The 25,249-nt window shown below is 63.4% G+C and carries 23 protein-coding genes and 1 pseudogene; 12 read left to right on the top strand and 12 right to left on the bottom strand.

Going from position 1 to position 25,249, the window contains the following annotated elements; genetic code table 11:
• The first annotated feature begins 147 nt into the window (after positions 1-147).
• Positions 148-300 carry a hypothetical protein gene (locus C476_RS18950; RefSeq protein WP_008012456.1) on the top strand — a complete coding sequence of 51 codons (153 nt, stop codon included), beginning with the start codon at positions 148-150 and terminating at the stop codon, positions 298-300.
• 46 nt (positions 301-346) lie between these two features.
• Here C476_RS18950 and C476_RS09980 read toward each other — a convergent pair whose 3' ends face one another.
• A complete protein-coding gene (locus tag C476_RS09980) occupies positions 347-1,345 on the bottom strand; it encodes a midas domain-containing protein (RefSeq protein ID WP_008012455.1) in 999 nt (332 codons plus the stop codon).
• Positions 1,346-1,613: 268 nt separating this feature from the next.
• Here C476_RS09980 and rbcL point away from each other — a divergent pair, with 268 nt between their 5' ends.
• From rbcL to bioD, 7 genes and pseudogenes are all read left to right on the top strand, one after another.
• Positions 1,614-2,864 carry a type III ribulose-bisphosphate carboxylase gene (rbcL, locus tag C476_RS09975; RefSeq protein ID WP_049911711.1) on the top strand — a complete coding sequence of 417 codons (1,251 nt, stop codon included), beginning with the start codon at positions 1,614-1,616 and terminating at the stop codon, positions 2,862-2,864.
• A 110-nt stretch (positions 2,865-2,974) separates the two neighbouring features.
• Positions 2,975-3,472, top strand: coding sequence for a hypothetical protein (locus C476_RS09970; RefSeq protein WP_241430483.1), 498 nt, complete (start codon positions 2,975-2,977; stop codon positions 3,470-3,472).
• Positions 3,473-3,584: 112 nt separating this feature from the next.
• Positions 3,585-5,111, top strand: coding sequence for an amidase (locus C476_RS09965; RefSeq protein WP_008012452.1), 1,527 nt, complete (start codon positions 3,585-3,587; stop codon positions 5,109-5,111).
• Between the two features lie 67 nt (positions 5,112-5,178).
• Positions 5,179-6,193 (top strand): annotated as a pseudogene (locus C476_RS09960) (biotin synthase BioB).
• Between the two features lie 27 nt (positions 6,194-6,220).
• The gene (locus C476_RS09955) at positions 6,221-7,279 is read left to right on the top strand and encodes a hypothetical protein (RefSeq protein ID WP_008012451.1); all 1,059 of its coding nucleotides are present in this window, start codon (positions 6,221-6,223) and stop codon (positions 7,277-7,279) included.
• Between the two features lie 158 nt (positions 7,280-7,437).
• The gene (locus C476_RS09950; RefSeq protein WP_049911706.1) at positions 7,438-8,661 is read left to right on the top strand and encodes an aminotransferase class I/II-fold pyridoxal phosphate-dependent enzyme; all 1,224 of its coding nucleotides are present in this window, start codon (positions 7,438-7,440) and stop codon (positions 8,659-8,661) included.
• Positions 8,658-9,356, top strand: a complete 699-nt coding sequence (gene bioD / locus C476_RS09945; RefSeq protein WP_008012449.1) for a dethiobiotin synthase — start codon at positions 8,658-8,660, stop codon at positions 9,354-9,356. The genes C476_RS09950 and bioD overlap by 4 nt, the downstream gene beginning before the upstream one ends.
• Positions 9,357-9,367: 11 nt before the next feature.
• On the opposite strand, the gene C476_RS09940 is transcribed toward bioD, so the two are convergent.
• The 4 genes from C476_RS09940 to C476_RS09925 all read right to left on the bottom strand — a co-directional run bounded on the left by C476_RS09940 (position 9,368) and on the right by C476_RS09925 (position 11,908).
• On the bottom strand, positions 9,368-9,565 hold the full coding sequence (locus C476_RS09940) for a hypothetical protein (RefSeq protein ID WP_008012448.1): 198 nt from the start codon (positions 9,563-9,565) through the stop codon (positions 9,368-9,370).
• Positions 9,566-9,771: 206 nt separating this feature from the next.
• Positions 9,772-11,253 carry a replication factor C large subunit gene (locus C476_RS09935; protein WP_008012446.1) on the bottom strand — a complete coding sequence of 494 codons (1,482 nt, stop codon included), beginning with the start codon at positions 11,251-11,253 and terminating at the stop codon, positions 9,772-9,774.
• 43 nt (positions 11,254-11,296) lie between these two features.
• On the bottom strand, positions 11,297-11,677 hold the full coding sequence (locus C476_RS09930) for a type II toxin-antitoxin system VapC family toxin (protein WP_008012444.1): 381 nt from the start codon (positions 11,675-11,677) through the stop codon (positions 11,297-11,299).
• Complete coding sequence (locus tag C476_RS09925; protein ID WP_008012443.1) at positions 11,678-11,908, bottom strand: AbrB/MazE/SpoVT family DNA-binding domain-containing protein; 231 nt, start codon at positions 11,906-11,908, stop codon at positions 11,678-11,680.
• Between the two features lie 375 nt (positions 11,909-12,283).
• On the opposite strand from C476_RS09925, the gene C476_RS09920 reads away from it, so the two are divergent.
• Complete coding sequence (locus tag C476_RS09920; RefSeq protein ID WP_008012440.1) at positions 12,284-13,798, top strand: hypothetical protein; 1,515 nt, start codon at positions 12,284-12,286, stop codon at positions 13,796-13,798.
• A 936-nt stretch (positions 13,799-14,734) separates the two neighbouring features.
• Here the strand turns inward: C476_RS09920 and C476_RS09910 are convergent.
• The 3 genes from C476_RS09910 to C476_RS09900 all read right to left on the bottom strand — a co-directional run bounded on the left by C476_RS09910 (position 14,735) and on the right by C476_RS09900 (position 18,584).
• The gene (locus C476_RS09910; protein WP_008012437.1) at positions 14,735-16,078 is read right to left on the bottom strand and encodes a hemolysin family protein; all 1,344 of its coding nucleotides are present in this window, start codon (positions 16,076-16,078) and stop codon (positions 14,735-14,737) included.
• A 228-nt stretch (positions 16,079-16,306) separates the two neighbouring features.
• Positions 16,307-16,942 carry a metal-dependent hydrolase gene (locus C476_RS09905; RefSeq protein WP_008012435.1) on the bottom strand — a complete coding sequence of 212 codons (636 nt, stop codon included), beginning with the start codon at positions 16,940-16,942 and terminating at the stop codon, positions 16,307-16,309.
• A 73-nt stretch (positions 16,943-17,015) separates the two neighbouring features.
• The gene (locus C476_RS09900) at positions 17,016-18,584 is read right to left on the bottom strand and encodes an ABC1 kinase family protein (RefSeq protein ID WP_008012432.1); all 1,569 of its coding nucleotides are present in this window, start codon (positions 18,582-18,584) and stop codon (positions 17,016-17,018) included.
• Positions 18,585-18,769: 185 nt separating this feature from the next.
• Between C476_RS09900 and C476_RS09895 the strand changes: the two genes are divergently transcribed.
• Positions 18,770-19,480 (top strand): helix-turn-helix domain-containing protein, encoded by a 711-nt coding sequence (locus tag C476_RS09895; protein ID WP_008012429.1) that lies wholly within the window; start codon positions 18,770-18,772, stop codon positions 19,478-19,480.
• A gap of 186 nt (positions 19,481-19,666) precedes the next feature.
• On the opposite strand, the gene C476_RS09890 is transcribed toward C476_RS09895, so the two are convergent.
• Together C476_RS09890 and C476_RS09885 are read right to left on the bottom strand one after the other, a co-directional pair.
• Complete coding sequence (locus tag C476_RS09890) at positions 19,667-20,530, bottom strand: 2-oxoacid:ferredoxin oxidoreductase subunit beta (RefSeq protein ID WP_008012426.1); 864 nt, start codon at positions 20,528-20,530, stop codon at positions 19,667-19,669.
• The gene (locus C476_RS09885; RefSeq protein WP_008012424.1) at positions 20,527-22,284 is read right to left on the bottom strand and encodes a 2-oxoacid:acceptor oxidoreductase subunit alpha; all 1,758 of its coding nucleotides are present in this window, start codon (positions 22,282-22,284) and stop codon (positions 20,527-20,529) included. The genes C476_RS09890 and C476_RS09885 overlap by 4 nt, the downstream gene beginning before the upstream one ends.
• A 262-nt stretch (positions 22,285-22,546) precedes the next feature.
• Here C476_RS09885 and C476_RS09880 point away from each other — a divergent pair, with 262 nt between their 5' ends.
• Positions 22,547-23,185, top strand: coding sequence for a ferredoxin--NADP reductase (locus C476_RS09880; RefSeq protein ID WP_008012422.1), 639 nt, complete (start codon positions 22,547-22,549; stop codon positions 23,183-23,185).
• A gap of 162 nt (positions 23,186-23,347) precedes the next feature.
• Entirely contained in the window at positions 23,348-24,217 is an 870-nt protein-coding gene (locus C476_RS09875) for a hypothetical protein (RefSeq protein ID WP_008012421.1), read from the top strand.
• Positions 24,218-24,244: 27 nt separating this feature from the next.
• Here C476_RS09875 and mce read toward each other — a convergent pair whose 3' ends face one another.
• Positions 24,245-24,631 carry a methylmalonyl-CoA epimerase gene (gene mce / locus C476_RS09870; protein ID WP_008012419.1) on the bottom strand — a complete coding sequence of 129 codons (387 nt, stop codon included), beginning with the start codon at positions 24,629-24,631 and terminating at the stop codon, positions 24,245-24,247.
• Between the two features lie 184 nt (positions 24,632-24,815).
• Positions 24,816-25,211, bottom strand: coding sequence for a hypothetical protein (locus C476_RS09865; protein ID WP_049911705.1), 396 nt, complete (start codon positions 25,209-25,211; stop codon positions 24,816-24,818).
• Between the last annotated feature and the right edge of the window lie 38 nt (positions 25,212-25,249).

Genomic DNA, 25,249 nt, shown 5'->3' with positions numbered 1-25,249 from the left:
AGGCGGTCCGTACGCGACGGTTCTGACTGATCGCCTCTCGTTTCTCTCTGTTTGACACCATTCACAAGCCACAGCGTCTGAACACAACGACGACCCGTCGCTCGCCCGCAGGGCGATTCATAACTGTGTCAGCCGTCAGTATTGGCTATGCCCGTCTGGCTCGAGTGTGACACCTGCGGCGACGAACAGACGATTCCAGACCGGGACGACACACCCGGCGGCGGTACGCGCTGTCCCGTGTGTGGCGAGCGACCGTTTACCGTTCGGCGAAAGGGACTTGCGTGGCATCCAGATCCATGATCGGCGAGAAGAGCACGGGCGAATGTCGGGTGTGTGGGCAGGTCGGCTAGAACAGTCCGCCGAGCGTCTCGCGGAGTTTCGAGAGCGGGCCGGCGGAGTCGTCAGATCGCTTCGGGTCGGTTTCGGTCGCCGGGTCGTCGGTATCGGATTCGGACGCGGTGTCGTCTTCGTGTTCGAGTTCTGCGTCGTCATCCTCGAGTTCGAGCGCTGTATCGTCGTCTGCCTCGGCTTCGACGGGTTCGTCCTTGTCGGTCTCGACGAGTCCATCCTCCTCGTCTTCACCAGCTGTGTCGGACTCGACGCCTTCGTCCTCGACGGCCTCGTCACTCGAGTCGATATCAACGGGTTCGTCCTCGACGGACTCCTCGCTCGAGTTCCGTTTCTGCTCGAGAGTGTCGTCGGAACCCGAATCTGACGTCGATGGAGGAGACTCGATCTGTGTATTGTCAGTAGCTGTTTCCACAGCATCGGGAGCGGACGCCGTCACAGCGTCGTCGGCTTCGGTCTCGCTGTCAGTTATGGGGTCAGCGTCGGTCTCGCTCGAGTCCGGTCGGTCGTCGGTGTCGCTTGTGGCCGACTCGTCCGTCTCGAGAACGTCGTCGTCCGCATCGATATCGCTGTCGGGCTCGGCTTCTTCCGCATCATCCGCGTCGGGATCGACCCAGAGAAACTCACTGTCGCCGTCTTTCGAGCGACCGGTAAGCAAGAGAGCAGCGAGTTCGTCGTCGTCAGCCAGCAGGTCGTCGTCGACCACCTCGTCGGGCTCGGGGTCGGGTTCGTCTGCACTCGCGATGATGTCGTCCGGGCTCTCGTCAGCGAGGATATCGTCGGTCCCGTCCTCGTCGCCAACGTCGGTCTGAAGCTGGTCGAAGACGTCGGCTGCCGTTTGCTCGTCACCGACATCGGATTCGTCCCCCTCGGCGGTCTCGGTCTTCGTATCGTCCCCTGACTCGCTATTCGATTCGATCTCCCCGAAGAGGTCCGCGCTCGAGCCCACGTCGAACCCAGAATCGCCCGCCTGTGTGTCTATCGTACTATCTGTCATGCGCTCGCTCTATAGTAGTGGATTATCACGAGTATTTAATTTTTGGAATTTTTCCAGTCCGATCAAATTATATCGATGACGTATTAGTCTACTGGCCGCCAGCGGGGGAGAGCGGGAGCGGAGGTTGACAAACGCCCAGCAGAACGGCATCGCAGCAGTCGATCCAGCGAATCAGCCGTCGTGTGTGCGAGCCGCCGTCGACCGACCCCAGCCGACTGACGATCGGCACAAGCCCTATTAGTCGACGCGGTGAATGCGATTCGGTACCATGACTGGAATCGAGTACGACGACTTTCTAGACCTCGAGTACGAGCCTGCGGCGACGGACCTGACTTGTGAGTTTACGATCGATCCGGCCGCGGACATGTCGATGGAAGCCGCAGCGAGTCGGGTCGCTTCCGAGTCCTCGAACGGCACCTGGGCAGCGCTCCACGTCGACGAGGACGAACTGAAGGATCTCGGTGCGGTGGCCTGCGAGATCGACGGCTCCGAGATCACCGTCGCCTATCCAGCGGCGCTGTTCGAGGCCGGCAGCATGCCCCAGATCCTCTCGTGTATCGCCGGAAACATTCTGGGGATGAAAGCCGTCGACTCGATTCGGCTCGAGGATTGCCACTGGCCAGAATCGATCGTTAGTGGCTTCCTGGGGCCGCAGTTCGGGACGAGCGTCGCCAACGAAAAACTCGATGCCGGTGAGCGACCGGTACTGGCGACGGTCCCGAAACCAAAAGTCGGCCTCTCGACTGCAGCCCACGCCGAGATCGGCGAAGAGGCGTGGCTGGGTGGTGTCGACTTGCTGAAAGATGACGAGAATCTCACCGATCAGGAGTTTAACCCCTTCGAGGACCGCCTGACGGAGAGCCTCGCGGCCCGCGACCGCGCACAGGAGGCCACCGGCGAGCGCAAGGACTACCTCGTGAACGTGACCGCCGAGACCACCGAGATGTTAGAGCGCGTCGACCTCGTGGCCGAACACGGCGGCGGCTTCGTCATGGTCGACGTGATCACCGCCGGCTGGGCGGCCGTCCAGAGCGTCCGCAAGCGATGTGAGGAGCACGGACTGGCGATTCACGCCCATCGCGCGATGCACGCCGCCTTCGATCGGCTCGAGCACCACGGCGTCTCGATGCGGGTCATCGCCCAGATCGCCCGCCTCTGTGGCGTCGATCACATCCACACCGGGACTGCGGGGCTTGGGAAACTCGCAAACGAGGACACGCCGGGGATCAACGAGTGGCTCACCGGCGAGTGCCACGGGCTAACGCCCGTGTTGCCGGTCGCGTCCGGCGGACTCCATCCCGGCGTCGTCGACCAGCTGCTCGAGGCGCTCGGCACCGACATCATCGTCCAGGCCGGCGGTGGAATCCACGGCCACCCCGACGGCACCCACGCGGGCGCGAAAGCGCTCCGCCAGTCCGTCGACGCGTCGATGGCGGGCGAGTCACTCGAGGACTACGCCGACGACCACCCGGAACTGGCGACGGCCCTCGAGAAGTGGGGTGCGGAGACGCCGCGGTGATGCCGTCGGAGTGGCTGAAACGCCCGGCTGCCGGCCAGTAACACTCACGTAACTAGACATTCGTCTAGAATTTAGATAAATACATATAAATATGGCTGAGAGATACTGTAATGGCATATAGACAGTCACAGCGTGGTGGGAGTCCGTCGCCGACGACGGTCCTTACGACGGTGACGGCTGCCCTGATTGCCGGGGCGGCGCTCGGTGGTGTGTTACACGCGACCGGCAGTCTCCGATCGGTGGCCGGCGTCTACGGCCTCGAGGGGGTGGTAAACGAGTGGACGCTGGTCTTCTGTCACAGCCTCGTCGCGGGTGGTCCGTTCGTCGCGCTCGTCACCCGGCTTTCGCGAGGCCGCTACGTCCCGCGACCGCTCGCCGAGAGCTATCGAAATCCGTTTCTCGGGGCCTGTCTGGGCCTTTCCTACGGCGTCGTCCTCTGGGTGGCCGTCGTCGCCTACGGTGGCCCGCTTCTGCTCGGGGTCGCTACGGCACGTCCGTATCCGGTTCCTGTCGAGCACTGGGGGAGTTTCGTCGGACTGTCGACGTTCGGGGCCGTCTTCGGCGCGTGGTATCCGCTGCTCCAGACGTTCTTCGACGAGGGACGCTGATTGCGGTCGCCGGTTGGTGTGTATTTCACTCTCAGCGGGTGATCCGATCAACCCTCGAGCGTCGACAGTCCGGCGAACCTTTTTGTCCATTGTTATCGATCACCGTGATCGTATGTCAGAATCGCCACCGAACGTCCAGCCGCCGACGCCGGCGGAGATCCGCGAGTACGCACGACGCCATCACATCGACCTGACCGACCAGGAGGTCGAAGACTTCGAAGCCGCCATCGCCGAGACGCTATTGGGCTACGAGCGATTGGATCAACTTCCTGACTATCGACCCCGTGTCGAATACACCGACCGCGATCCCGGCTACCGGCCGGGACCCGACGAAGATCCGCTCAACGCCTTCGTCACGAAGTGCGAAGTAACGGGCGCAGACGACGGCCCGCTCGCGGGCTACGAGGTTGGGCTCAAAGACAACGTCAATCTGGCCGGCGTTGAACTGACGGTCGGGTCGAAGCTCTTCGAGGGCTACGTTCCGTCGACCGACGCGACGATCGTCACGCGACTACTCGACGCCGGTGCGACCATTACCGGGAAACTCAACATGGAAGACATGGCGTTTTCCGGGAGCGGCGAACTCTCCGCGACCGGGCCGGTACTGAATCCCGTCGATTCGGACTACATCGCGGGTGGGTCGTCGTCGGGGTCGGCAGCGGCCGTCGGCAACGGCGATGTCGACGTTGCCATCGGCGGCGATCAGGGCGGCTCGATTCGAATCCCCGCCGCGTGGAGCGGCCTCGTCGGCCACAAGCCCACGCACAGTCTGGTTCCGTACACTGGAATCGTTGGTCTCGGTCGCTCGTTCGACCACGCCGGGCCGATCTGCTCGACGGTCGACGACTGCGCACGAGTGCTAGACGTGATCGCCGGGAACGACGGTCTCGACCCACGACAGGGCGTCGTCCCGACCGACGACTACAGAGAGGTGCTCTCGGACGATCCGTCGGACGTGACCGTCGGCGTTATTAAGGAGGGGTTCGGACACGAGGTCAGTGAGTCGGGCGTCGACGACACCGTTCGCGACGCGCTCACCGCGTTCGAGGACGCCGGCGCGACGGTGACGGAGGTCTCCGTGCCGATGCACCTCGATGGGCTCACCATCTGGAACGCCATCGCACTCGAGGAGACGGCCGCGACGGTCGACAGTGAGGGCGTCGGCCACTACGGGAAGGGCTTTTACGATACACAACTGGCCGACGCGTTTGGGCGAGCACGGCGGTCGGATGCCGACGACTATATTACGACGTTGAAACTCACGCTCGTTCTCGGGGAGTACCTCGCAGACGAATACCGCGGCCACTACTACGCGAAAGCGCAGAATCTCAGCAGAAAACTGGCCGAGGAGTACGACGACGCGCTCGCGGATGTCGACGTCCTCGCGATGCCGACGACGCCACAGACTGCCCACGCGGTCGACGAGTCGATCTCGCGCCTCGAGGCCATCGACCGTGCGCTCAACATGCTCCACAATACGGCACCATTCGACGTGACTGGTCATCCGGCGACGTCGGTGCCCGCCGGGACGGCGGACGGACTACCAGTCGGACTCATGCTAATCGGGGAACGCTTCGACGATGCGACGGTGCTCTCGAGCGCGTATGCGTTCGAACAGCACATCGAAACCGGCCTGTAAGCGGCGAACGATCACGGGATCGTGACCGTCCAAAAACATTATATACTCGTTAACCGCCATTCTGAGTGTGGTTTACGAGACTGGAAACGAGACGGTCGACGACGCACTCGAGCGGGTCGTGGCCGGCGAGCGACTCGATCGGACCGACGGGCTGGCGCTGATGGCCCAGCCGGTCGACGTCCTCGCCGAAGCCGGCGCAGCCGTGCGCGATCACTTCGGTGACGGCACGGTCGACGCCTGCTCGATCGTCAACGCGAAAGCGGGCAACTGCGCCGAAGACTGTGGGTTCTGTGCGCAGTCGGTCCACTTCGACACCGGCATCGAGACCTACGGCTTCCTCGGCCCGGAGAAGGTCCTCGAGGCCGCGAAACGCGCCGAACGCGACGGTGCACAGCGCTTCGGGATCGTCGTCGCGGAGAAAGGCGTCTCGAAAGAACACCGGCCCGAGGAATGGGCGGAGGCTGTCTCTTATACACATCTCTGATGGCGCGNCAGAGATGTGTATAAGAGACAGCTACTTCCCCGAGATCGTCGACACCCACAGTTTCGAAGACCGGGTGCAGACCCTCGAGGTCGCCAAGGAGGCCGGCATGGACCTCTGTGCCGGCGTCATCCTCGGGATGGGCGAGACCCCGACCGACCGTGTCGAGGCTGCGATCGCGTTACAGGACATCGGCATCTCCTCGCTGCCAGTGAACGTCCTCAACCCGGTCGAGGGAACGCCGCTGTACGAGCAAGGTGTTAGCATCTCGACCGAGGAGATCGTGAAGACGGTCGCGGTGTACAAACTCCTCCATCCCGAGTCACGGGTCCGCCTGACCGGCGGCCGCGAGGTCAACCTTGCACCCGACGAGCAGCACCTGCCGCTGGAAGCCGGCGCGGATGGCCTGCTCACCGGCGACTACCTCACGACCGAGGGGCAGTCGCCCGGCGAGGACATCGAGATCATCGAACGCGCAGGACTCGAGCCCAACCAGGAGACCAACGACTTCGATCCCGACGAGGTGAAGGCTCGCCACAGCGACGCCGCGGAGTCGACCGAGCCAGCAGCGAGTACAGGCGCAGAACCGAGCGACGACTGATTCAATAGACGACATACCACGATAATCATGGACGAAGTTACGTTTGCGGTACTCGGAACCGGCGGTATCGGCCGACGAGCACTCGAAGTGAGCCAGCACAAAGACGCCCTGACGCCCGTCGCGGCGTGTGACCGCCACGGGGTCGCGATCGATTTCGACGGCCTCGACGTCGACGAACTGCTCGAGGCAACCGAGGGCAACATTGATAATGAGGTTGCAACTGACGGCGGAGCGGACGCGACGGCCGCCGAAGGCGGCGTCAAACAACACGGCGAAGAGCTCGGTGTCGTCGCCTCCGAGCAGGCCCGTCCCAGCGCGGATTCGATTCAGGACGTCATCGATCACGGCGACGAGATCGACGCCGTCCTGCTTGCGCTGCCCAACTACGAACACGACTTCATCCCACGGACCGCCGAGCGGTTCATCGAGGGAGACTACTCCGGGGTCATGATCGACGTGCTCAAGCGCTCGCGCGTGATCGACATGCTCGACGACCGCCGTGAGGCGTTCGAAGACGCCGGCATCACCTTCATCTGTGGCGCGGGCGCGACGCCCGGCCTGCTGACCGGCGCGGCGGCGCTGGCCGCCCAGTCGTTCGTCGAGGTCACCGACGTCGACATCCACTGGGGTGTCGGCCTCAAATCCGGCTACGAGGACAATCGCGGCACCGTCCGCGAGGACATCGCCCACCTCCCCGACTACGACATCGAGACCGCTCGGGAACTCTCCGAGGAGGAGATCGAAGCGATCATCGACGACCACGACGGCGTCATCGAGTTCGAGGACATGGAACACGCCGACGACGTGCTCCTCGAGCGTGCGGGCGTCTGCGACGCCGAAGACGTCACGGTCGGTGGCGTCCTCGACGTGTACAACGACGAGAAGCCGACGACGACTACCGTGCGTGTTACTGGCCGGACATTCGATGGCGAGACCGCGACGAACACCTTCCAGCTCGGTGATGAGACGAGCATGGAAGCGAACGTCAACGGGCCTGCGCTGGGCTATCTGAAAGCCGGCGTGCGACGGAACCGTGCCGGAGAGTACGGCGTCTTCGGCCCCGCCGAACTGATGCCCGGCTTCTGACGACACCGCGACGAGCTTTTCGATCGCTTCGATGAGACGAATACACATGCTGACATGGAACCGTCGCGTCCCGGCGACGAGCCGACCGAACCGAGCCGAACCAGTCGATCGATCCGAATCGTGAGAGTCAAACCGTGGCGCTGAGTCCGTTTAGCCGAATGGCCGACCGTGGGTTCGACCTCGAGGAGCGACTCGAGACCCTCGAGGAAAACGATCTGAAACGCTCGCTCTCGCCCGTCGATCGGGTCGCCGAGCGCGGCTACTTCGCCGAGCCCTCGGGCGGCGACCTGCCCGTGCTCGATTCGGCGGAGGCGCTTGTGTTTGCCTCGAACAACTATCTGGGGCTGACGGACGACCAGCGGGTCCAAGACGCCGCTCGGCAGGCTGCCGCGACCGTCGGTACGGGTGCCGGGGCGAGCCGGCTCGTTACGGGCGATACGATGGTCCACCGGGACCTAGAGCGGCTGCTCGCCGAGACGAAAGGAACCGAGCGCGCGCTTGCCTTTTCCTCCGGCTACGCCGCGAACGTCGGAACGATCACGGCGCTCGAGCCCGATGTCGTCTTCTCCGATAAATTGAATCACGCGAGCATCATCGATGGCTGTCGACTGTCGGGTGCCGAGACCGTCGTCTACGACCACTGCGACGCGGCGAGTCTCCGGTCGAAGCTCGCGGAGCGAACCGACCAAGCAAGACGGGACGGCCGCGATCCGGCCGACGAAGCTTGGCTGATCGTCACCGATTCGGTGTTCAGCATGGACGGCACCGTCGCTCCGCTCACGGCGATCTGTGATGCTGCCGAGGAATACGGCGCGTGGGTGATGGTCGACGAGGCCCACGCGACCGGCCTCTACGCGAACGGTGGCGGCGTCGTCCAGGCCGAAGGCCTCGAGGACCGGGTCCAGATCCAGCTGGGGACGCTCTCGAAGGCGCTGGCCAGTCAGGGCGGCTATGTCGCCGGCAGTACCGAACTGATCGAGTTACTGATCAACGATGCGCGCTCGTTCGTCTTCTCGACCGGGCTCGCGCCGCCGGCGGCCGCCGCCGCAAGCGAGGCATTGCATATCGCTCGCCACAGTGACGTTCGCGAGCGCCTCTGGGAGAACGTCGCACATCTTCGCGACGGGCTGGAGTCCATGGGCTTTGAGGTATTGGGCTCCTCGCAGATCCTGCCCGTGCTCGTCGGCGACCGACAGGATGCACTCGCGCTCGCGGACGGTATCCGCGAACGAGACGTCGTCGCGCCGGCGATTCGGCCGCCGACGGTCCCCGAGGGAACCAGTCGAATTCGCGTCGTCCCGATGGCAACGCACGATCAGGACGACGTCATCGGCTGTCTCGAGGCGTTCCGTGCGGCTGGCGAGGAGGTCGGGGTGCTGTGACCGCGACCCAACCGATCGCCGTCGTCGGCACCGGCACTGGCGTCGGAAAGACAGTCATCACGGCCGGGCTCACGCGCTTGCTTCGCGAGGCTTGCCATGATGCGCGGGCGATCAAGCCGGCCCAGACGGGTCATCCACCCGACGACGATGCGGAATTCGTCGCCACGGCCTGTGACGATCCCGATGCTGCGACCTGCCCCCGCTATCTCGAGCCGGCGCTCGCTCCACGGGTTGCAGCTGAGGTTGCCGACGAATCTCTCTCTTACGAGACGATCCGCGCGGCGTGCGAACGCGAAATCGACGCGACTGCAGTCCCGATCATCGAGGGCATCGGCGGCCTGCGGGTACCACTGGCCGGCGACCACGAGGTGATCGACCTCGTCGCCGATCTCGAGGCCGCGGCGGTCGTCGTCACTCGGTCGGGGCTGGGGACGCTCAACCACACCGCGCTTTCGATCGACGCCCTCGAGGCTCGCGGGATCGATATTGTCGGCATCGTCTGCAACGAGTACGCCGGCGAGACGGTCGCAGAGCGGACTAACCCCGCCGAACTCGAGCGGATGACCGGCTACGCGGTCGAGACGGTGCCGCCGCTGGCTGATGGCGGCACTGCGGATCCACGTACGATGGCTATCGGCGTTGGAGAGGCACTGTTGCCGGCGTTCCGTGAGTTACTCCCGGTAGAAACCAACTGATGGGTCCACCCTCAGGCCGACGGCGCTGGTCGCTCTTCGTCGACTGTCGACTGCTCGCTCTCCGATGGCAGTGGCCTGTCCTCGACGTGGCCGTCGACGAGGTGTGACACTACTTCGGACTTCCGATGCTCGACCTCGAGGTGAACCCGGAGGTCGGTTCGGTCGGTGTACGTTTCCGTACAAAGCGGGCAGCGACGTGGTTCTGTCATTCAGGCGGTCACCAACAGCCACTCTCACCGTTCACCGATGTAATAGTGTCGATTGGTAAGGAATCATTTACTTTCGCACCGAATATAATCGGAAATCGTGCCCTACTCGGAACTGTCAGACACCACGGTCACAGATCGATCGAACGCGAGAGACATGCGCCCACACGGACTGTTTGAGTATCCAGAGTCTCGATAGAACCGCTGGCTCACATGAAGTCGCCCAGTCCGGATTGATCGCCATCCGGTTCGTCGGGTGCTGTTGCGTCTGCAGACGCCGCCGATTCATCTGCCGGCGTATCGTCCGCCGATGTAGCAACCGTCCGCTGTCCACTATCGTCATCGTCGGTCGAGTCGTCGGTATCCCCACTCGAGCGTTCGGTCTCGAAGAAGGCGTTGCCCGAGTGTTCGACTGCCTGCTCGGCTTTCAGATCGGCGGCGTCCTCGACGATCGACGCGACCTTGTTGGTGTCTTTCCCGCTGCCGGTAATAAACGAGACCTCGGCTTCGTCGAGGTCGTAGGCCGCCGCCATCCGGACGGTCAGGTCGCGGTTCCGACAGTGGTGGGTCATCGTCGACAGGAACGGAAGGATCTCGCGGCGGACGGTGGCGACGCTTGCGCCTTCGCGCTCGGCGATGCGTTCGGCGATCGAATCACGGGTATTCCGGGTTCCCTTGGTGCGGCCGAGTTTCGACCAGTAACTCGGTGGGCCGTAGCGTGTCCAGCCGCCTTTGGAGCCGCGTCTCGAGGCGGCGACGCCGGCGGTCATGTTGTCCGTTGCGTATCGCCAAAACGAGTAGTCCTGTGTCGCTCGGACCCGACCAAGCCAGCGGTCGGCGTTCGAGAGGAACTCGTAGGCGTCGGCCAGCTCCGCGCCCTCGTAGTCTTTCGGGACGTTGTCCTCGATCCAGTTGAGCATCTCGTCGGGCGTTTCGTCGACATCATACGAGGCCCGCAGCGCGCCCTCGGCGTCTTTCTCCTTGATCAGGTCGTCGAGGAAGTCGAAGATCCCCTCGGTGGTGTCACGCTCGCTCGTAACCACGTCCTCGACGGTCAACCGCTCGGTTTCCTCGGCGACTGCCTGCAGGTCGTTGACCGCCGAGCGAAGGTCGCCGCTGGTCGACTCGGCGATCTTCGCTAAGGCTTCCTCTTCGAACTCGATATCCTCACGCCGACAGATATCTCGCAGGACGGGCACGATCGAGCGCTTCGAAACGTCGCGAAACTCGATCGTCTCACAGGCGTTTCGCAGCGATTGGCTCATGTCGTAGAACTCGTTTGCCACGAGCACGATCGGCTGATTGGCGTTCTTGACGACACGGGTCACCTCCCGCGAGCCGCCGTAGTCGGCGTTCCCGTGAAAATTGTCCGCCTCATCGAGGATGACCAGCCGCCGGCCCGCCTCGCCGCCAGTCAACGTGCCGCTTTTGGCGGCCTCGCCGGCGATCCGCTCGATGACGTCCGCCCCGCGGCTGTCGCTGGCGTTGAGCTCCATCACGGGCCAGCCCATGTCAGCGGCCAGCGCGTGGGCAGCGGAGGTCTTCCCGACGCCGGGGCTGCCGTGGACGATCACCGACTGCCGGTGGTCGTCCCAGGTTTCGGCCCACTCTTTCAGCTGGTCGCGGGCCTTGTTGTTGCCGCGTACCTCCGACAGCGTCGTCGGTCGGTACTTCTCCGTCCAGTCGGTCATTGCATCGTGGTAGGGATGAGCCGCGTTTAGTGGTTGCGGAGCCTCACTCCTCGTGCTCGTCGACCGTCTTCAGGTCCAGACGGGATGTGACATCCTCGTACGTCTCGTCGCTTGAGACGATGGTCTCTCCATTCGATTCAACGAGGTGAAGTGCGTCGAACGGTGTGAACCCGTGGTCTTCCACATATGTCGCCGCCGTAACGACCGTCTCCACATCACCACGTACCTCAACGAGGTTGGCAGCGTTCGAAACGACGCGTTCGGTATCACGTTCCTCGCGGTAGGCGACCATCAGGAGTTCGATGAGCGTAAACTGCGATGTCCATAACTCGTCGCGGTGCTCTCGGTATATCGACTCGGCAGCGTCGCCGAGCCAGTCATCGTCCTTAATCAGCGCGAGAAGGAAATCGGTTTCCGCATACATCTATCGTCCGGCCTCATCGAGCGCTGCTTCACGTGCTTCTTTACGAAGTTCGCCGGCCGACTTCTCGACGTCCGCGAATTCGTCCCTGAGTGCCTCGAGCGGGTCGTCGGCGACAGGAATCAATTTGAGCCCATCAGGAAGCTGCACGACGTGATATCGGTCCCCGTATCGCTCTCGGACCTCCTTTGGGAGCGTGAGACGACCACGGTCGTCCAGCGCTACGTCTGACATACCTTGATGTTCGGTGGGCGAAAATAAAAACATTCCCCTAATTTATCGGGATACCCATCAGTGGGTGCAGCTACCGAGCTCGTCCACTCGTTCGCAAATAGCGATTACCACACTCGGTACATCGAATCGACATCATATTCTATTGACTTTTCCGTCCAGTCGGTCATTGCACCGTAGTTGGTGTGTTCGGCGTTTAGGGATTGTGGAGCGTCACTCCTCGCCGACCGTTCTCGAGTCGAGGCGAGGGCTGACCCTGCCGCTGGCCAGTCGTTTCGTGCGCCACTGTCAGAGCGCACCGAGGTCGTAGCGGCGGGCACCGCACGCGGCGTGATCGCACCCTACTTCTAAGCGACTGGGGCGGCTTTGTACAAGCTGATGGCGGATCGCATCGAGCTCGTCAGGCGCTCGCTTCGGGACGCGACGCGGAGCGAGTTCGACCAACGCGTCGACGAGCAAGCCGCTCGTCTCACCGATGCCCTCCGCGCGGGTCGGCTCGACAACCCCAGCTTCGCTCTCGGGTTCGAGCTCGAGGCGTACGCCGTCGACGACGATCGGCGGCTGGCTCGCGTGCCCGATTCCGTCTTCGAGGGACCCGGTGAGAAGGAACTCGGTGTGCACAACGTCGAACTCAATACCAGTCCGTCCCGGTTCGACGGGACGGGAGCGCTCGCCCAGGCCGCCCAGCTCCGGCGCCAATATCGACACATTCAGCAGGCGGCCGAGCGGGCGGACGCGGAGATCGTTTTAGACGCTATGTGGACGATCCCACCCCAGGGCGGAACACAGGCGTACCTCGGGGCGGTCCGCGAGCGTGAGAAGGTCACGATCGCCGAAAACATGACGCCCTCGCCTCGCTACTACGCGATCGACAATGACGTTCTAGAGCGAACCGAGGGGGCGATCACGCTGACCGTACCGGGAGCCGAGCGTCAGCTCCCATCGATCCTCTTCGAGTCGCTGACGAGTTCGATCCAGCCCCACGTCCAGATTCCTCACGCCGAATCGTTCTCCGACTATCACAATATCGCCGTTCGGACGCTCGGCCCAGTGCTTGCGTTAGCGACGAACTCGCCGCTCCTGCCGCCAGATCTGTACGATGTCGCGGACCCGTACCACCTGCTCGAGGAGACGTATCACGAACTCCGGATCCCGGTGTTCGAACAGTCGATCAACCAGGCCTGGAAGAAGGTTCGCTTCCCCGAGGAGATTGGGAGCGCAGTCGACACGATCGACAAACTCGTTGCCGATCCGACGTGTGCACCGTTTCTCCGCGAGTGGCTCGAAGCCGGCGACCGCGAGACGTTCCCGGATCGGTTCTGGGAACTCAACCACAAGCGGGGGACTTACTGGCGGTGGCTCCGCGCCGTCGTCGGGGGCCAGCCGGTCGGTCAGGGCGACCACTGGTCGATCCGCATCGAATACCGGCCCCTGCCCACGCAGCCGACGATCGTCGAAAACGTCGGATTGCAGTGGCTCGTCGCCGGCCTCGTTCGGGGCCTGTGTGTGGCCGACCACCCGCTCGCGAGCCTCGATCGCGACGCGGCCGAACGGAGCTTCTACAGTGCCGTCGAAAACGGGCTCGACGCCGACCTCGCCTGGATCACCGCTAACGGCGATCGAACCACCGATCGAACCGTGATCTATGAGGAGGTCTTCGAGTTCGCTCGTCGCGGCCTCCGTGAGCAGGGCGTTCCCGACGACGCACTCGAGGCGTATCTCGCCCCGCTCGAGACGCGCTGGACCGACCGGTTAACTCCGAGTCGGTGGAAGCTAACCCGCGTCGCCGACCACCTCGACGCTGGGATGCAGTTTACCGACGCCGTCCACGAGATGCAGACCGAATACATCCGTCGGTCGGGGGTCGGTGACCCGATCGGAGAGTGGCCTTGAGCGCGATCCCGTCAGCGACGGATTTGAAGCACGTCGACTCGTCGCCAGTGCTCGGCGTGTGCCCGCCTCTCGAGGATCCTACCGAGGGCGAGGAGCGTGTACGCCTTACCCGTCGTCGGGCGCGAGGTCACTGAGACAGTCGCTGGCGTGTGGGTTTTCGTGTGTCGGAGTAACTCGCTCGTAGTCAGCTCGCCGGGTCGTCAGCGACGAGATGACCGTTCCGTCGCTGCCGTATTCCGATATTTCGACGACGATCTCGCCGTCGCGCTCCCGGACGGTCGAGCCATCGGCGATCTCGAAGACGACCGTTCCCGAAAACGGGGCGTCGACATCCGTTCCGAAGACAACACCGTCCTCGAGGAGGGTATTGCCGTAGAGCCCATCATCGTAAAATCCTGTACTCGCCAGGGCGACGTCGCCGTCCTCGAACGACCCGGTTACCGTGGCTCGAGTACAGGAGTCGAACGCCACGTCCCGTTTCGAATCGGAGGTCCCATCACCGGGATCATCCGACTCGTCGGTTTCCGCGTCGGTCTTGCTCCTGTCTCTTATACACATCTCTGANGGATCATCCGACTCGTCGGTTTCCGCGTCGGTCTTGCTCGAACCGTCGGAACTCCCATCAGTGTCGCTCGAGTCGGTGGTCCCTACACGACGCTCGTCAGAATCGGTCGCTGCATCAGTCGAATCTCGCGGTTTGGTGGCGTCGCCCGTCCCGTTCCCGCCGCTCGAGTCGGTGCGATTCGTGTCGAGACAGCCTGTCAATCCGACGCCGATACCTGTCGCGCCGATGAACGTCCGGCGATCCATATCCCGTCCAGTCCGCCTTGCACCATAAAATGTCTGGGAAGTGTTACTTTCGATTACAGTCATCAGATCGGACGTGACTGTCCAGGGTGTCAACCAATCGACTCGAGCCGTCGATCACGGGCTGGCTCAGTCCGACGACTCCTCGGCCTCGGCCGTCGCCTCGTCGACGATCACGCTCGCGATGCGGGTTCCCTCGACGGCGTCGATGGTCAGCTCGTAGCCGTCGGCTTCGATCGCGTCACCGATCTCAGGGGCGCGACCGAGGCGGCTCAACACCAGTCCGCCGATCGTGTCGAACGCGTCGCTCTCGAAGGTCGTCTCGAGTTCCTCGTTGACATCGGTCAGCGAAACGCTGCCGTCGACGGCGTAGCGGCCGTCCCCGAGGTCGTCGATCGAGGGCTCCATCTCGGCGACGTCGAACTCGTCTTGGATCTCGCCGATAACGACCTCGACGACGTCTTCGCTCGTCAGGATCCCCTCGAAGGCACCCCACTCGTCGATGACGACGGCCAGTTGCACGTTCCGCCGGCGAAACTCCGTCAGGACCTCGTCGATCCGGCGGGTTTCCGGGACGAAGATGACGTCTCGAGCGAGGTCCCGCGCGGTCGGCTCGGCCTCGGTGTCGTCGGCCGTTTCGATCGCGTGGAGCACGTCTTTCGCGTGGACGAAGCCGATCACCGGGTCGTCGGCGTCCTCGTCGACGATGGGAAACCGGGTGTAGCTCCCGCTTGCGGCGACGGCTCGTAGCTCCGAGAGGGGCATATCGGCGCCGACGGTGACGACGTCGGGGCGGGGAACCATCACCTCGCGGGCGGGCGTCTCGCCCAGGTCGAAGACCGACTCGATCATCTTGACTTCGTCCATGTCGACGGCCCCCTGCTGGCCCGACTGCGAGACGATGCGGATTATCTCCTCGGGACTGTGGCTTTCGTCGCGCTCGGAGGCCGGCGCGACGCCGATCAGTCGTGTAAAGAAGTTTGCCGTACCGTTGAAGACGACGATCCCCGGGATGAAGATGTAGTAGAAGAACTTCATCGGCGCGGCGACGAGCAGCGCGATCCGCTCGGCATCTGCGATCGCAAGCGTCTTCGGCGCGAGCTCTCCGAAGACGACGTGCAGGAAGGTGATAACGCTGAATCCGATTGCGATCGAAACGAGATGGAGCGAGCTCGCGGGAAGGAGCGAGCCGAGCACGGGTTCGAGCAGCGAGGCGATGGCCGGTTCGCCGACCCAGCCAAGCCCCAGCGAGGCGATCGTGATCCCGAGCTGGGTCGTCGCGAGGTAGTCGTCTAAGTTCTCCTCGGCTTCTTGGACGAGCTTTGCCGACGACCGCCCCTCCTCGACGAGCGTTTCGATCTGTGTCGATCGAATGCGGACGTATGCGAACTCCGCGGCGACGAAAAAGCCGTTCAGGAAGACCAGAAAGAGCGCAAAGAGGAGCCGCCCGACCGAGAAGGCGAGGTCTACCATCGTCCGATCACCGTCGGTCGTATACGTCCTGATACCATCGCTGGGTCGGTCGCGAGCCGTATTCCGTGCTCGAGCCGCTGGCTTCGACTATCCGATTCGACAGCGCGAGAGACAACAGTCGGCGGCGAGGCAGACACAGTCGCCCGTGCGCCGGCAGACGCAATCATACGCGCACTTGGCACACCACTTACAAAACGGTAGCGCTGACAGTTGGCGACCGCACGCCGGTTATCGGTTTTCGACGATGCGGACGAGAACCGCCGCGAAGCCAGCAACAGTGAGGACGAACCGTTCGCCGGTTGCTGCGATCGGGAAGATTCGCTCGACACCGGTCGCAGGCTCATCACGGGTCGGATCGAATCCCGTCCGGTAGTGTGTGTTCTCGGTCGTCCCGCGGACCGTCGACTCGGCGACGCCGCCGGACTCGAGTTCGACGAACGTCTGGACGAGTCCGCGCTGGTCGGTCACGAGCAGCGTCCCGGAGAGGTCGTAAAACCGGTCGTGAAGCGGCCAGAAGAGGTTGACGCCGTTGAAAAAGGCGTCGAACAGGACGTGTGCGAACAGCAGCGCCGCCAGCGTGACCCACGCGACGCGCGGGGCGGCGTCACCCCACCGCCTTCGGACGAGCGACTCCTCGCGGATCACACCGTCCCACAGCAAGAGAGCAGCGGGGACGAGGACGATCCAGACGTTATGCAACGCCGCCCGATGCGTTCCGGGAACGACGATCCCGAGTAGCGTATCGAGATCGAGGAGCGCGCTCGAGCCCATCACGAACAGAATCGCACGGGTATCGAACGCGTCGGCGAGCAACGCAGCCCCGAGCAGTCCGGCGAACGCGACGTGGACGACGGTCGATGGCACGTGCAGGCGACTCGAACCACGAGGGCTTGACTGTTGGGGCGGCGGCACGTGACCGAGAGCTGGCGTCTGACAGTCAGCGATGGCGTCGCTTGCGGACGTACTGGCCGAGAAACAGGAATCCGAGCAGTCCGGCCGCGATCGCGAGCGATCCCTCGTGGAGGGTCAACACGGACGCGGTGACGAACAGCGCCCCGGCGACGATGGCGTAGCCAACAGCCGGATCACCGCCGCTGGTCGGCTCAACGGGGTCGGTCCGGACGACGAGGTCACCGCGCTCGAGTTGGCCGAAGACGGTGTCGAAGCGGGCCGGTGCCCGCGCGATGACGGGCAGTGACTCGCGCAGATCGCCGCGTACGTCCGACAGCAGCGTCTCGAGTTCGCTCTCGATAAAGCCGTGATCGACGAGAAACGAGCGTGTGACCTCGAGAAAGTCGAAGTCGGGATCGAGGGTGCGACAGACGCCCTCGCCGACCGTGCCGACGCGCATGAGCAACATCACGTTCGGCGGAATGCGAAATGGGAACTCGTGGAGTCGTGCAAACAGTTCGGTGATGATCTGTCGCCAGGTGATCTCCGAGCGACCCTCGAGACTCTCGATGACCAGCTCGAGCACCCGTCGGACCTGAACCCGATCGACCGCCGGGTCGAGCACCTCGAGCGCGATGAGCGTGTTCAGGAGGCTATCGACGTCGCGACGGACGAGGGCCCGGTAGAGCGCCGTGATATCGGCTTGTTCGTTAGCCGTGAGCCGCTGGCTCATGCCGTAGTCGTAGATGACGAGCCGGCCGTCGCCAGTCACCGAGAGGTTGCCGGGGTGGGGGTCCGCGTGGAAGACGCCGTCGACGAGTCCCATCTTCAGGTAGGTGCGGGCGATCAGCGTCGCCATCTCGGTGGGGCCGGTACCGGCATTGGCCAGCGCGCGCTCGTCGGTGATCTTCTTGCCCTCGACGTACTCCATCGCGACGACGCGCTCCGAACACAGGTCGGGATAGGTGTCGGGGACGACGATCCGATCGTCGTCGGCGAAGTTGTCGTCGATCTCCGCCATGATCGACGACTCCCGCGCGAAGTCGAGTTCCTCGAGAATGATGTCCTCGAAGTCACCGGCGAGGTTCTCGATCGAGTAGCGCTGGCGCTCGTCGGCGAGCAACAGAAGCAACGGGACGAATCCCCTGATGACCCGCAGATCGCGCTCGATCATCGGAACGATCCCCGGCCGCCGGACTTTCAGGGCGATCCGCTCGCCCTCGTATTCGGCGGTGTAGACGAACGCCAGCGAGCCGCCGGCGACCGGCTCGAGCGTCTCGAGATCGATGACGTCCTCGAGTTCGGCTTCGACGACAGTCATCGGATCGCCGCCTGCCTCCTCTGGGACCTCGTCCTGTAGCGTCGCGAATTCCTCGACGTACGTCGGCGGCACGATGTCCGGTCGCGTCGACAGCACCTGGCCGACTTTGATGAACGCCGGCCCGAGATCCAGCATCGTCTCTGTGAGTTGCTGGGCGCGATCCCGGTGGACTGCGGTTGAGACCTGCCGGGATGGCCCGAACAACAGAAACCGCCGTCTGTCCCTGAGAAACGCGATCGCGAGGGGAAAGAACCGAAGGAGAACCTGAACGTACCGAAGATAGTAGCCCCTCATCGGTCGTCGAATCCGGCCACCTCGATCGGACGCTCGTCCATACGTCGTGTTCGAACACTAGATACAAATACGTCAGTGCTCCGGCGGGTGATACCGTCGGGGCGATCAGTCGCCGCGATGGCGGCAGGTATTGGACCGCAACCAGTCTCCGGTAGCTACTTGAGTCGACCGGATGACCGACGGGTATGAGCGGGCGTGGACCGAAACGGGAGCTCGCGGAGAAGATTGCCGGGGAGATCACGCTAAGTGACGACCCCGGCGCGACGCTGCGCAAATGGCGCACCGACTTCGACATCTCACAGACCGATCTCGCGGCCGAACTCGACGTCTCGTCGTCGGTCATCTCCGACTACGAGAGCGGTCGCCGGGAAAGCCCCGGCATCGGCGTCGTCGGCCGACTCGTTGAGGGATTGCTCACAATTGACGAGCGACGTGGCGGCGAACGCATTCGACAGTACGGCCGCGTTCTCTCTGCCGGTTTCGAGAGTGACGTCGTCTACGACCTCCGAGAGTACGCCACCTCGATCCCCCTCACACGACTGTACGACGACCTCGAGGCCACCGAAGTCGCCGCGGGCAGCACCGATCGCGTCAGCGGCCATACCGTCATCGACAGCATCGAGGCGATCACCCGCCTCTCGAGCGAGGAGTTCTTCCGCCTCTACGGGCAGAGCACGAACCGCGTGCTGGTGTTTACCGGCGTGACCCGTGGAGAGTCGCCGCTCGTGGCGCTGCGGGTCGTCAATCCGACGCCCAACGCGGTCATCCTGCATGGCATCGAGGAAGCCGACCTCTGGGATCACGCGGCCGACCTCGCGCGGATCGACGGCTACTCGCTTGCCGTCACGAACGCGCCGCTCGACGACATGCTCGAGTATCTCGTCAGCCTCGAGTAGTCACGGGGCACCGCGAGACATTGGTTTTGAAGTCTGGATCGATGGGCCCGAGTGTGCAGTGACAGTAACCGGCAGTAGCGACACGCTGTCGGTCGACCACTGGACGAGCGACTGGCTGTCGTCGACTCGAGTACGTCGCGAAAAAACGGCTGAACGAGTCAGTACCGACGGACGCGACCGGTCGCCTCAGTAGAACTCGCGGACGAGGTCCATCGCGTCTTCGGGCGCACCGTCGGGGATTTCGGACATGTCCTCGGTGACGCCGTGTTTCTCGTGGTACGGGACGGAGTTTTCGTCCTGGTACATGACGCCCTGGTACTCCTTGTCGCTGTCGAGGATGACTTCCTTGGCGGCCTCGTAGTCGGTCGGGTCGTGGTCTTCGTCCTCGAGGTCGACTAAGTTGTCGCGGAAGTAGTCGTAGGTGTCGACGTCGTTGAACGTGACACACGGGCTAAAGACGTTGACGAAGCCGAAGCCGTCGTGTTCGATGGCCTTCTGGACGATTTCGGCGTGGCGCATCGCGTCAGAGCTGAAGGACTGGGCAATAAAGGACGCGCCGGAGGCAAGCGCCAGTGCAAGCGGGTTGACCGGCGGCTGTTTGGTGCCTTCGGGGGTCGTCGAGGTCTCGAAGTCGGACCGCGAGGTCGGCGAGGCCTGTCCCTTCGTCAGCCCGTAGATGCGGTTGTCCATGACACAGTAGGTCATGTCGACGTTCCGGCGGACGGCGTGAACGAAGTGCCCGGCACCGATCGAGTAGCCGTCACCGTCACCACCGGCGACCATCACTTCGATGTCGGGGCGGGCCATCTTGACGCCAGTGCCGACCGGGAGCGCACGGCCGTGGACCCCGTGGAGGGCGTAGCTGTGCATGTAGGTCCCGATCTTACCGGAACAGCCGATCCCGGCCACCACGAAGGTGTTGTCGGGGTCGTTGCCGGTGTTCGCGAGGGCTTTCATCATGCCGTTCATCGTCCCGAAGTCGCCGCATCCAGGACACCAGGTCGGCTGCTTGTCGGATTTGAAGTCGGTGAATCGTACGTCGGAGCTCATTGTGCTGGCACCTCTTCGGAGAGTTTCGCGGTAATCTCGTCTGCGAGTTCGTCCGCCTTGAAGCGGACGCCGGTGTATTTGTTAATGCGTTTCACGCGGGTAAGCACGTCGTGTTCGATCAGGTCGGCGAACTGGCCCGTCGCGTTACACTCGACGACGATCGTCTCGTCGGCGGCTTCGATCTCGTCGGACAGGTCCGGTCGCGGGAAGATGTAGGGCACCGAGATGACGCGGACGTCGATGCCGTCCTCCTCGAGATACTCGAGCGCTTCGGCGAGTGCGCCCTCGTTGGAGCCCCAGGAGATGACGAGGTTGTCGGCGTCCTCGTCGCCGAACTCGCGGTAGTCCCAGTCCTCTCGTTCGCGGGCCGTCTCGACCTTGCGGTTGCGCTTGTCGACTTGCTGGACGCGCTCGTCTTCGTCTTCGGTGCGGCGACCGAGTTCGTCGTGCTCGAGGCCCGTGCTCATGTGGGCGCCGTCGGTCATGCCGGGGATGGCACGCGGGCTGATGCCGTCGTCGGTGACGGCGTGGGCGCGGAAGTGGCCCTGTGCGTCGAGCCACTCGTCGACCTCGTCGTCGTCGACGAGTTTGCCGCGGTCGATCTCGACTGCGTCCATGTCGAAGGCCTCCGGCGGGAACGTCTGTTCGGTGACGGACATCGCCAGATCGGAGACCAGGAACACGGGCGTCTGGTACTTCTCAGCGAGGTTGAACGCCTCGACGGTTTTCCAGAAACACTCGTCGATCGACGTCGGCGCGACGACGAAGCGCGGCACCTCGCCGTGGCCACCGTACAGGGCCATGTTGAGGTCGCCCTGTTCCTGTTTCGTCGGCATCCCCGTCGAGGGGCCAGAACGCTGGACGTCAGCGATAACAAGCGGCGTCTCGCTCTGTGCGACCAGTCCGAACGTCTCGGTCATGAGGTCGATCCCTGCGCCCGACGTCGCGGTCATCGCTCGAGCGCCGGCGCGGGCACCACCGAGGGCCATGTTGATCGCCGAGAGTTCGTCTTCGGCCTGGACGACGTGGCCGCCATACTCCTCGATCCGGCCGGTCAGATACTCCATGATGGAGGTCGCGGGCGTGATCGGATAGCCAGCGTAGAACCGACAGCCGGCGGCGAGTGCCCCCATGCCGACTGCCTCGTTGCCGTTGAGAAGGACGTAGTCGTTGTCCGTCGTTTCGAGGTCATAGCCGAGGTGAGAGAGGTCGTAGTTCTCCTGGACGTACTCCTGACCTGCCCGAGCGGCTTTCTTGTTGTTCTCGACGATCTTCGAGCCCTTGCCGCCGAAGCGCTTCTCGAGGGCTTCGTCTAAGTACTCGACGTCGAAGCCGGTGATCTCACACGCAGCACCGAGCGCGACGATGTTGCGCATGATCGCGCCGCCGGCCTCCTCGGCCAGCGACTTCAGCGGGACGTCGACCGCTGTCATCTCGTCGGGAATCTCGGCCTCCCACGAACGCTCGCCGTCGTAGATGATGGCGCTGCCCTCGTGAAGTTCGTCGAGGTTCTCGTCGATGGTACGCTGTGTCAGCGCGACGAGGATGTCGAGACGGTCGACGACGCTTTGCACCTGGTCGACCGACGTGCGAATCTTGTAGGCGGTGTAGCCGCCCCGAATTCTCGATGCGAAGTCTTTCGACGTGAATACGTGCCGTCCTGCTCGGGCAAGTGCCTGAGCGAAGATTTTCCCGGTGGAATCGATACCGTCTCCGGCTTCGCCACCGACCGCCCAGTTGAGATCCTCAGCCATGTTATCCTGAGCCTTACCCCCCATAAATGAAAAGGCTTCTGAAACCCTAGGCGTACCTCCGCAACAGTGGAAGGTTTATTTTATAACTACCGTATTTATAATTGATAATTGCCGTTCCTGATCAGGGCCGACTCCAGCAACGACTGGCGACCAGGCCCCTATCAGTCTCGCCTGCCGCGTCCGGCGCGTCCCTGCCACTGACGTGGCGTAGACATCCTGCCGAAACGGAACGCCTTTTCAATCGGCAGCCAAACCGGCTCGCATGGAGGGGACGCCAGTCACCGTCACATCGGTCAGCGAAGTCGGTCCCGGCACCGTCGCACTCGAGCTCGAAACACCAGCGGACTTCGACGCCCAGCCAGGGCAGTTCGTCTTACTCCGAGCGACACCCGACGACGAGGAGATCTCGCGTCACTACACGCTTTCCTCACCGTCCGTCGAGGACACGTTCGAACTGACCGTCGGTATCGATCCTGACGGCGATCTCTCGCCGTGGCTCGCCGACCTCGAGGGTGGCGAGACCGTCGCTATCGAGGGGCCGTTCGGTCGAAGTACCTACGATGGCGACGATGACGTCGTGGCGGTCGCCGGCGGTCCCGGCGTCGGCGCGGCGGTCGCGATCGCCGAAGCGGCCCAAGAGGCGGGCAACGACGCCGTCGTGATCTACCAGGACGACGAGCCCGCACACGAAGCCCGGCTCGAGGCACTCGAAGACGCAGGCGCGACGGTCACCGTTCTCGAGGCCGATGCGGACGCGAAGCTGGCAGACGCCGTCGCGACCCACCGCGAGGATGGCCAGGTGTATGTGTTCGGGTTCGACGACTTCGTGACGTTCGTCGCCGACACGATCGAGCGAGATGGCGGCGACCCAGATGAGGCTCTGATCGAGAACTTCGGGTAACCACGCCCCTGGCGGTCGCTCGGCCGGCTCGCGGAGCAGCTTATAATTCATCGCTCGCGATTCGGCTGTGATCGTCGATACCTCGAGCAACGAACGTCACTCTCAGAAACCAATCAACAATGCTGACAAAGATGTTTAGGTCACATCGTGGTGGCGTCGACTATGCGACGGCGTCATCTGTTCGTCGGCACGGCCGGCGTGCTCGGCGGGCTAGCTGGCTGTGTTGATTCGGCGCTCGAGCGCCGTAGGACGGACCGAACGGGAAGCTCGGGCGGCGGACCCGACTCCGGATCGGACGAGCCGATCACCGTGGGCGATCCCGACGCCGTTCCGTTCCCGTCCGCACAGCCGCCACACGAACTCGCGCTTCGCAACGACGGCGACACAAAGCGTACAGCTGCCGTCGAGATCACGGCCGATGAGAGCGAGTCGCTTCTCGAGCGCGACATCACGGTGTCCGCGGACGAGACGGTCACGTTCGTCCTCGTCGAGCCACGTTCGTACACCATCTCGATAACGACGAGCGACCCGGACGGTCGCAGCGAATCGAGTACGACTGTCGGTGTCGATCGCGAGCCGTTCGACTGTACGCGGTCACAAACGACGGTGACACTGCGCGAGAACGGAACCAGTACGGACTCGACTTCGCGATCGACGTCATGTCCCGAACCAGCGGTTACGGACACGTCACTCGAGCGCAAAGCGCAGGACTGTGCAAGTGGAACGGACGGAACTGCGACCGTCGCGTTCACGGACGAGGCCGTCGTCGTGACCGGACGGATCCCGACGCCGACGCCGTGTTACGAGCCGTCGCTCGCCGACGTCGCGTACGATGACGGCCGCGACGTGCTCACAGTGGTCGTCGACAGCGGCGAGCAGACGGCCGACAGCTGTACCGACTGTCTTGGCATCGTCGACTACGAGGCCACGATCGACCTCGATGGCCGATACCCCGGCCGCGTCGCGGTGCGCCACGAAACGCGGGGCGAGCGTCGGCAGGTAGCTACGGCTACGTCTACTGCCTCCGAGTAACAACCCGAACCGGCCGAGCGATGGCCGTCAGTGTTCGACGAGTTCGACCAGAATGCCGCCGGTGTCTTTCGGATGGAGGAATGCGACCGAGTGACCCCACGCGCCCGGCCGTGGTTCCTCATCGATAAGCGTCACGTCGTGGTCGCGAACCGTCTCGAGGGCGGCCTCGATGTCGTCGGTCGCGAGCGCGAGATGGTGGATACCCGCACCGCCGTCCTCGAGATAGCGGGCGATCGTCCCGTCGTCCTCGAGGGGTTCGAGTAACTCGAAATAGCCGTCACCACACTCGAGGAAGACGACGCGCATGCCGTCGAACTCCTCTTCGTGGGCGACCTCGAGACCGAAGAGGTCGCCGTACAGTCCCGCGAGTGCCTGTGCGTCGTCGGTCGCGATGCCGGCGTGATCGAAGTGCATCAGGCTGAGTTCCTCGCGGCGACCGCGTTATTGTTGTGATTTGTTCTCGAACAGCCGACGGCAAGCATCGCAGAGTATATTCATTGAATCCGCGCGCTCGCGAACGTGACAGATGATGAGAGATCGTCGTGAGATGGGGATACGAGCGAGTATGGTGGCCGCAGTTGGGCGGCCCGTCACGACGTCATTGATAGTCCGGATCGATCTCGTCGACGAGCCAGTCGACGGCCTGCTGATGCCAGTCGTCGGTCGTCCCAGCGTTGAGATATCGCTCCCAGTCGTAAATTCCCGATTCCTTGGCGAGTCGGCGAAACTGCAGCGTCAGAATCGCCGAGTCGAGAATGACGCTCGAGCGGACCATACCCGCGTCCTGATAGTGTTGCTGTCCGTCTCGCATGAGTTGCTGTTCGTCGTCGTTGAGCAGTTTTAGGTCCCGCATGTCGACGAGGACGCCGAACTCGTCGGGCGAGTCCTGAAGTGTCGCTTGCGAGTCGTCGATCCACTCGTGAAGTTCCTCCTCGTCCATCTTCCCGGCAAAGGTAATTTGATATCCGAAATCCGTCCGTTCAATTGTATACATTAGTGAACTATATTGGCGTGACGAAATATCACGGTATT

This window comes from Natrinema limicola JCM 13563 (genome assembly GCF_000337475.1).
Lineage (GTDB): Archaea > Halobacteriota > Halobacteria > Halobacteriales > Natrialbaceae > Natrinema > Natrinema limicola.
This window is presented reverse-complemented; position numbering and strand designations above follow the sequence as displayed.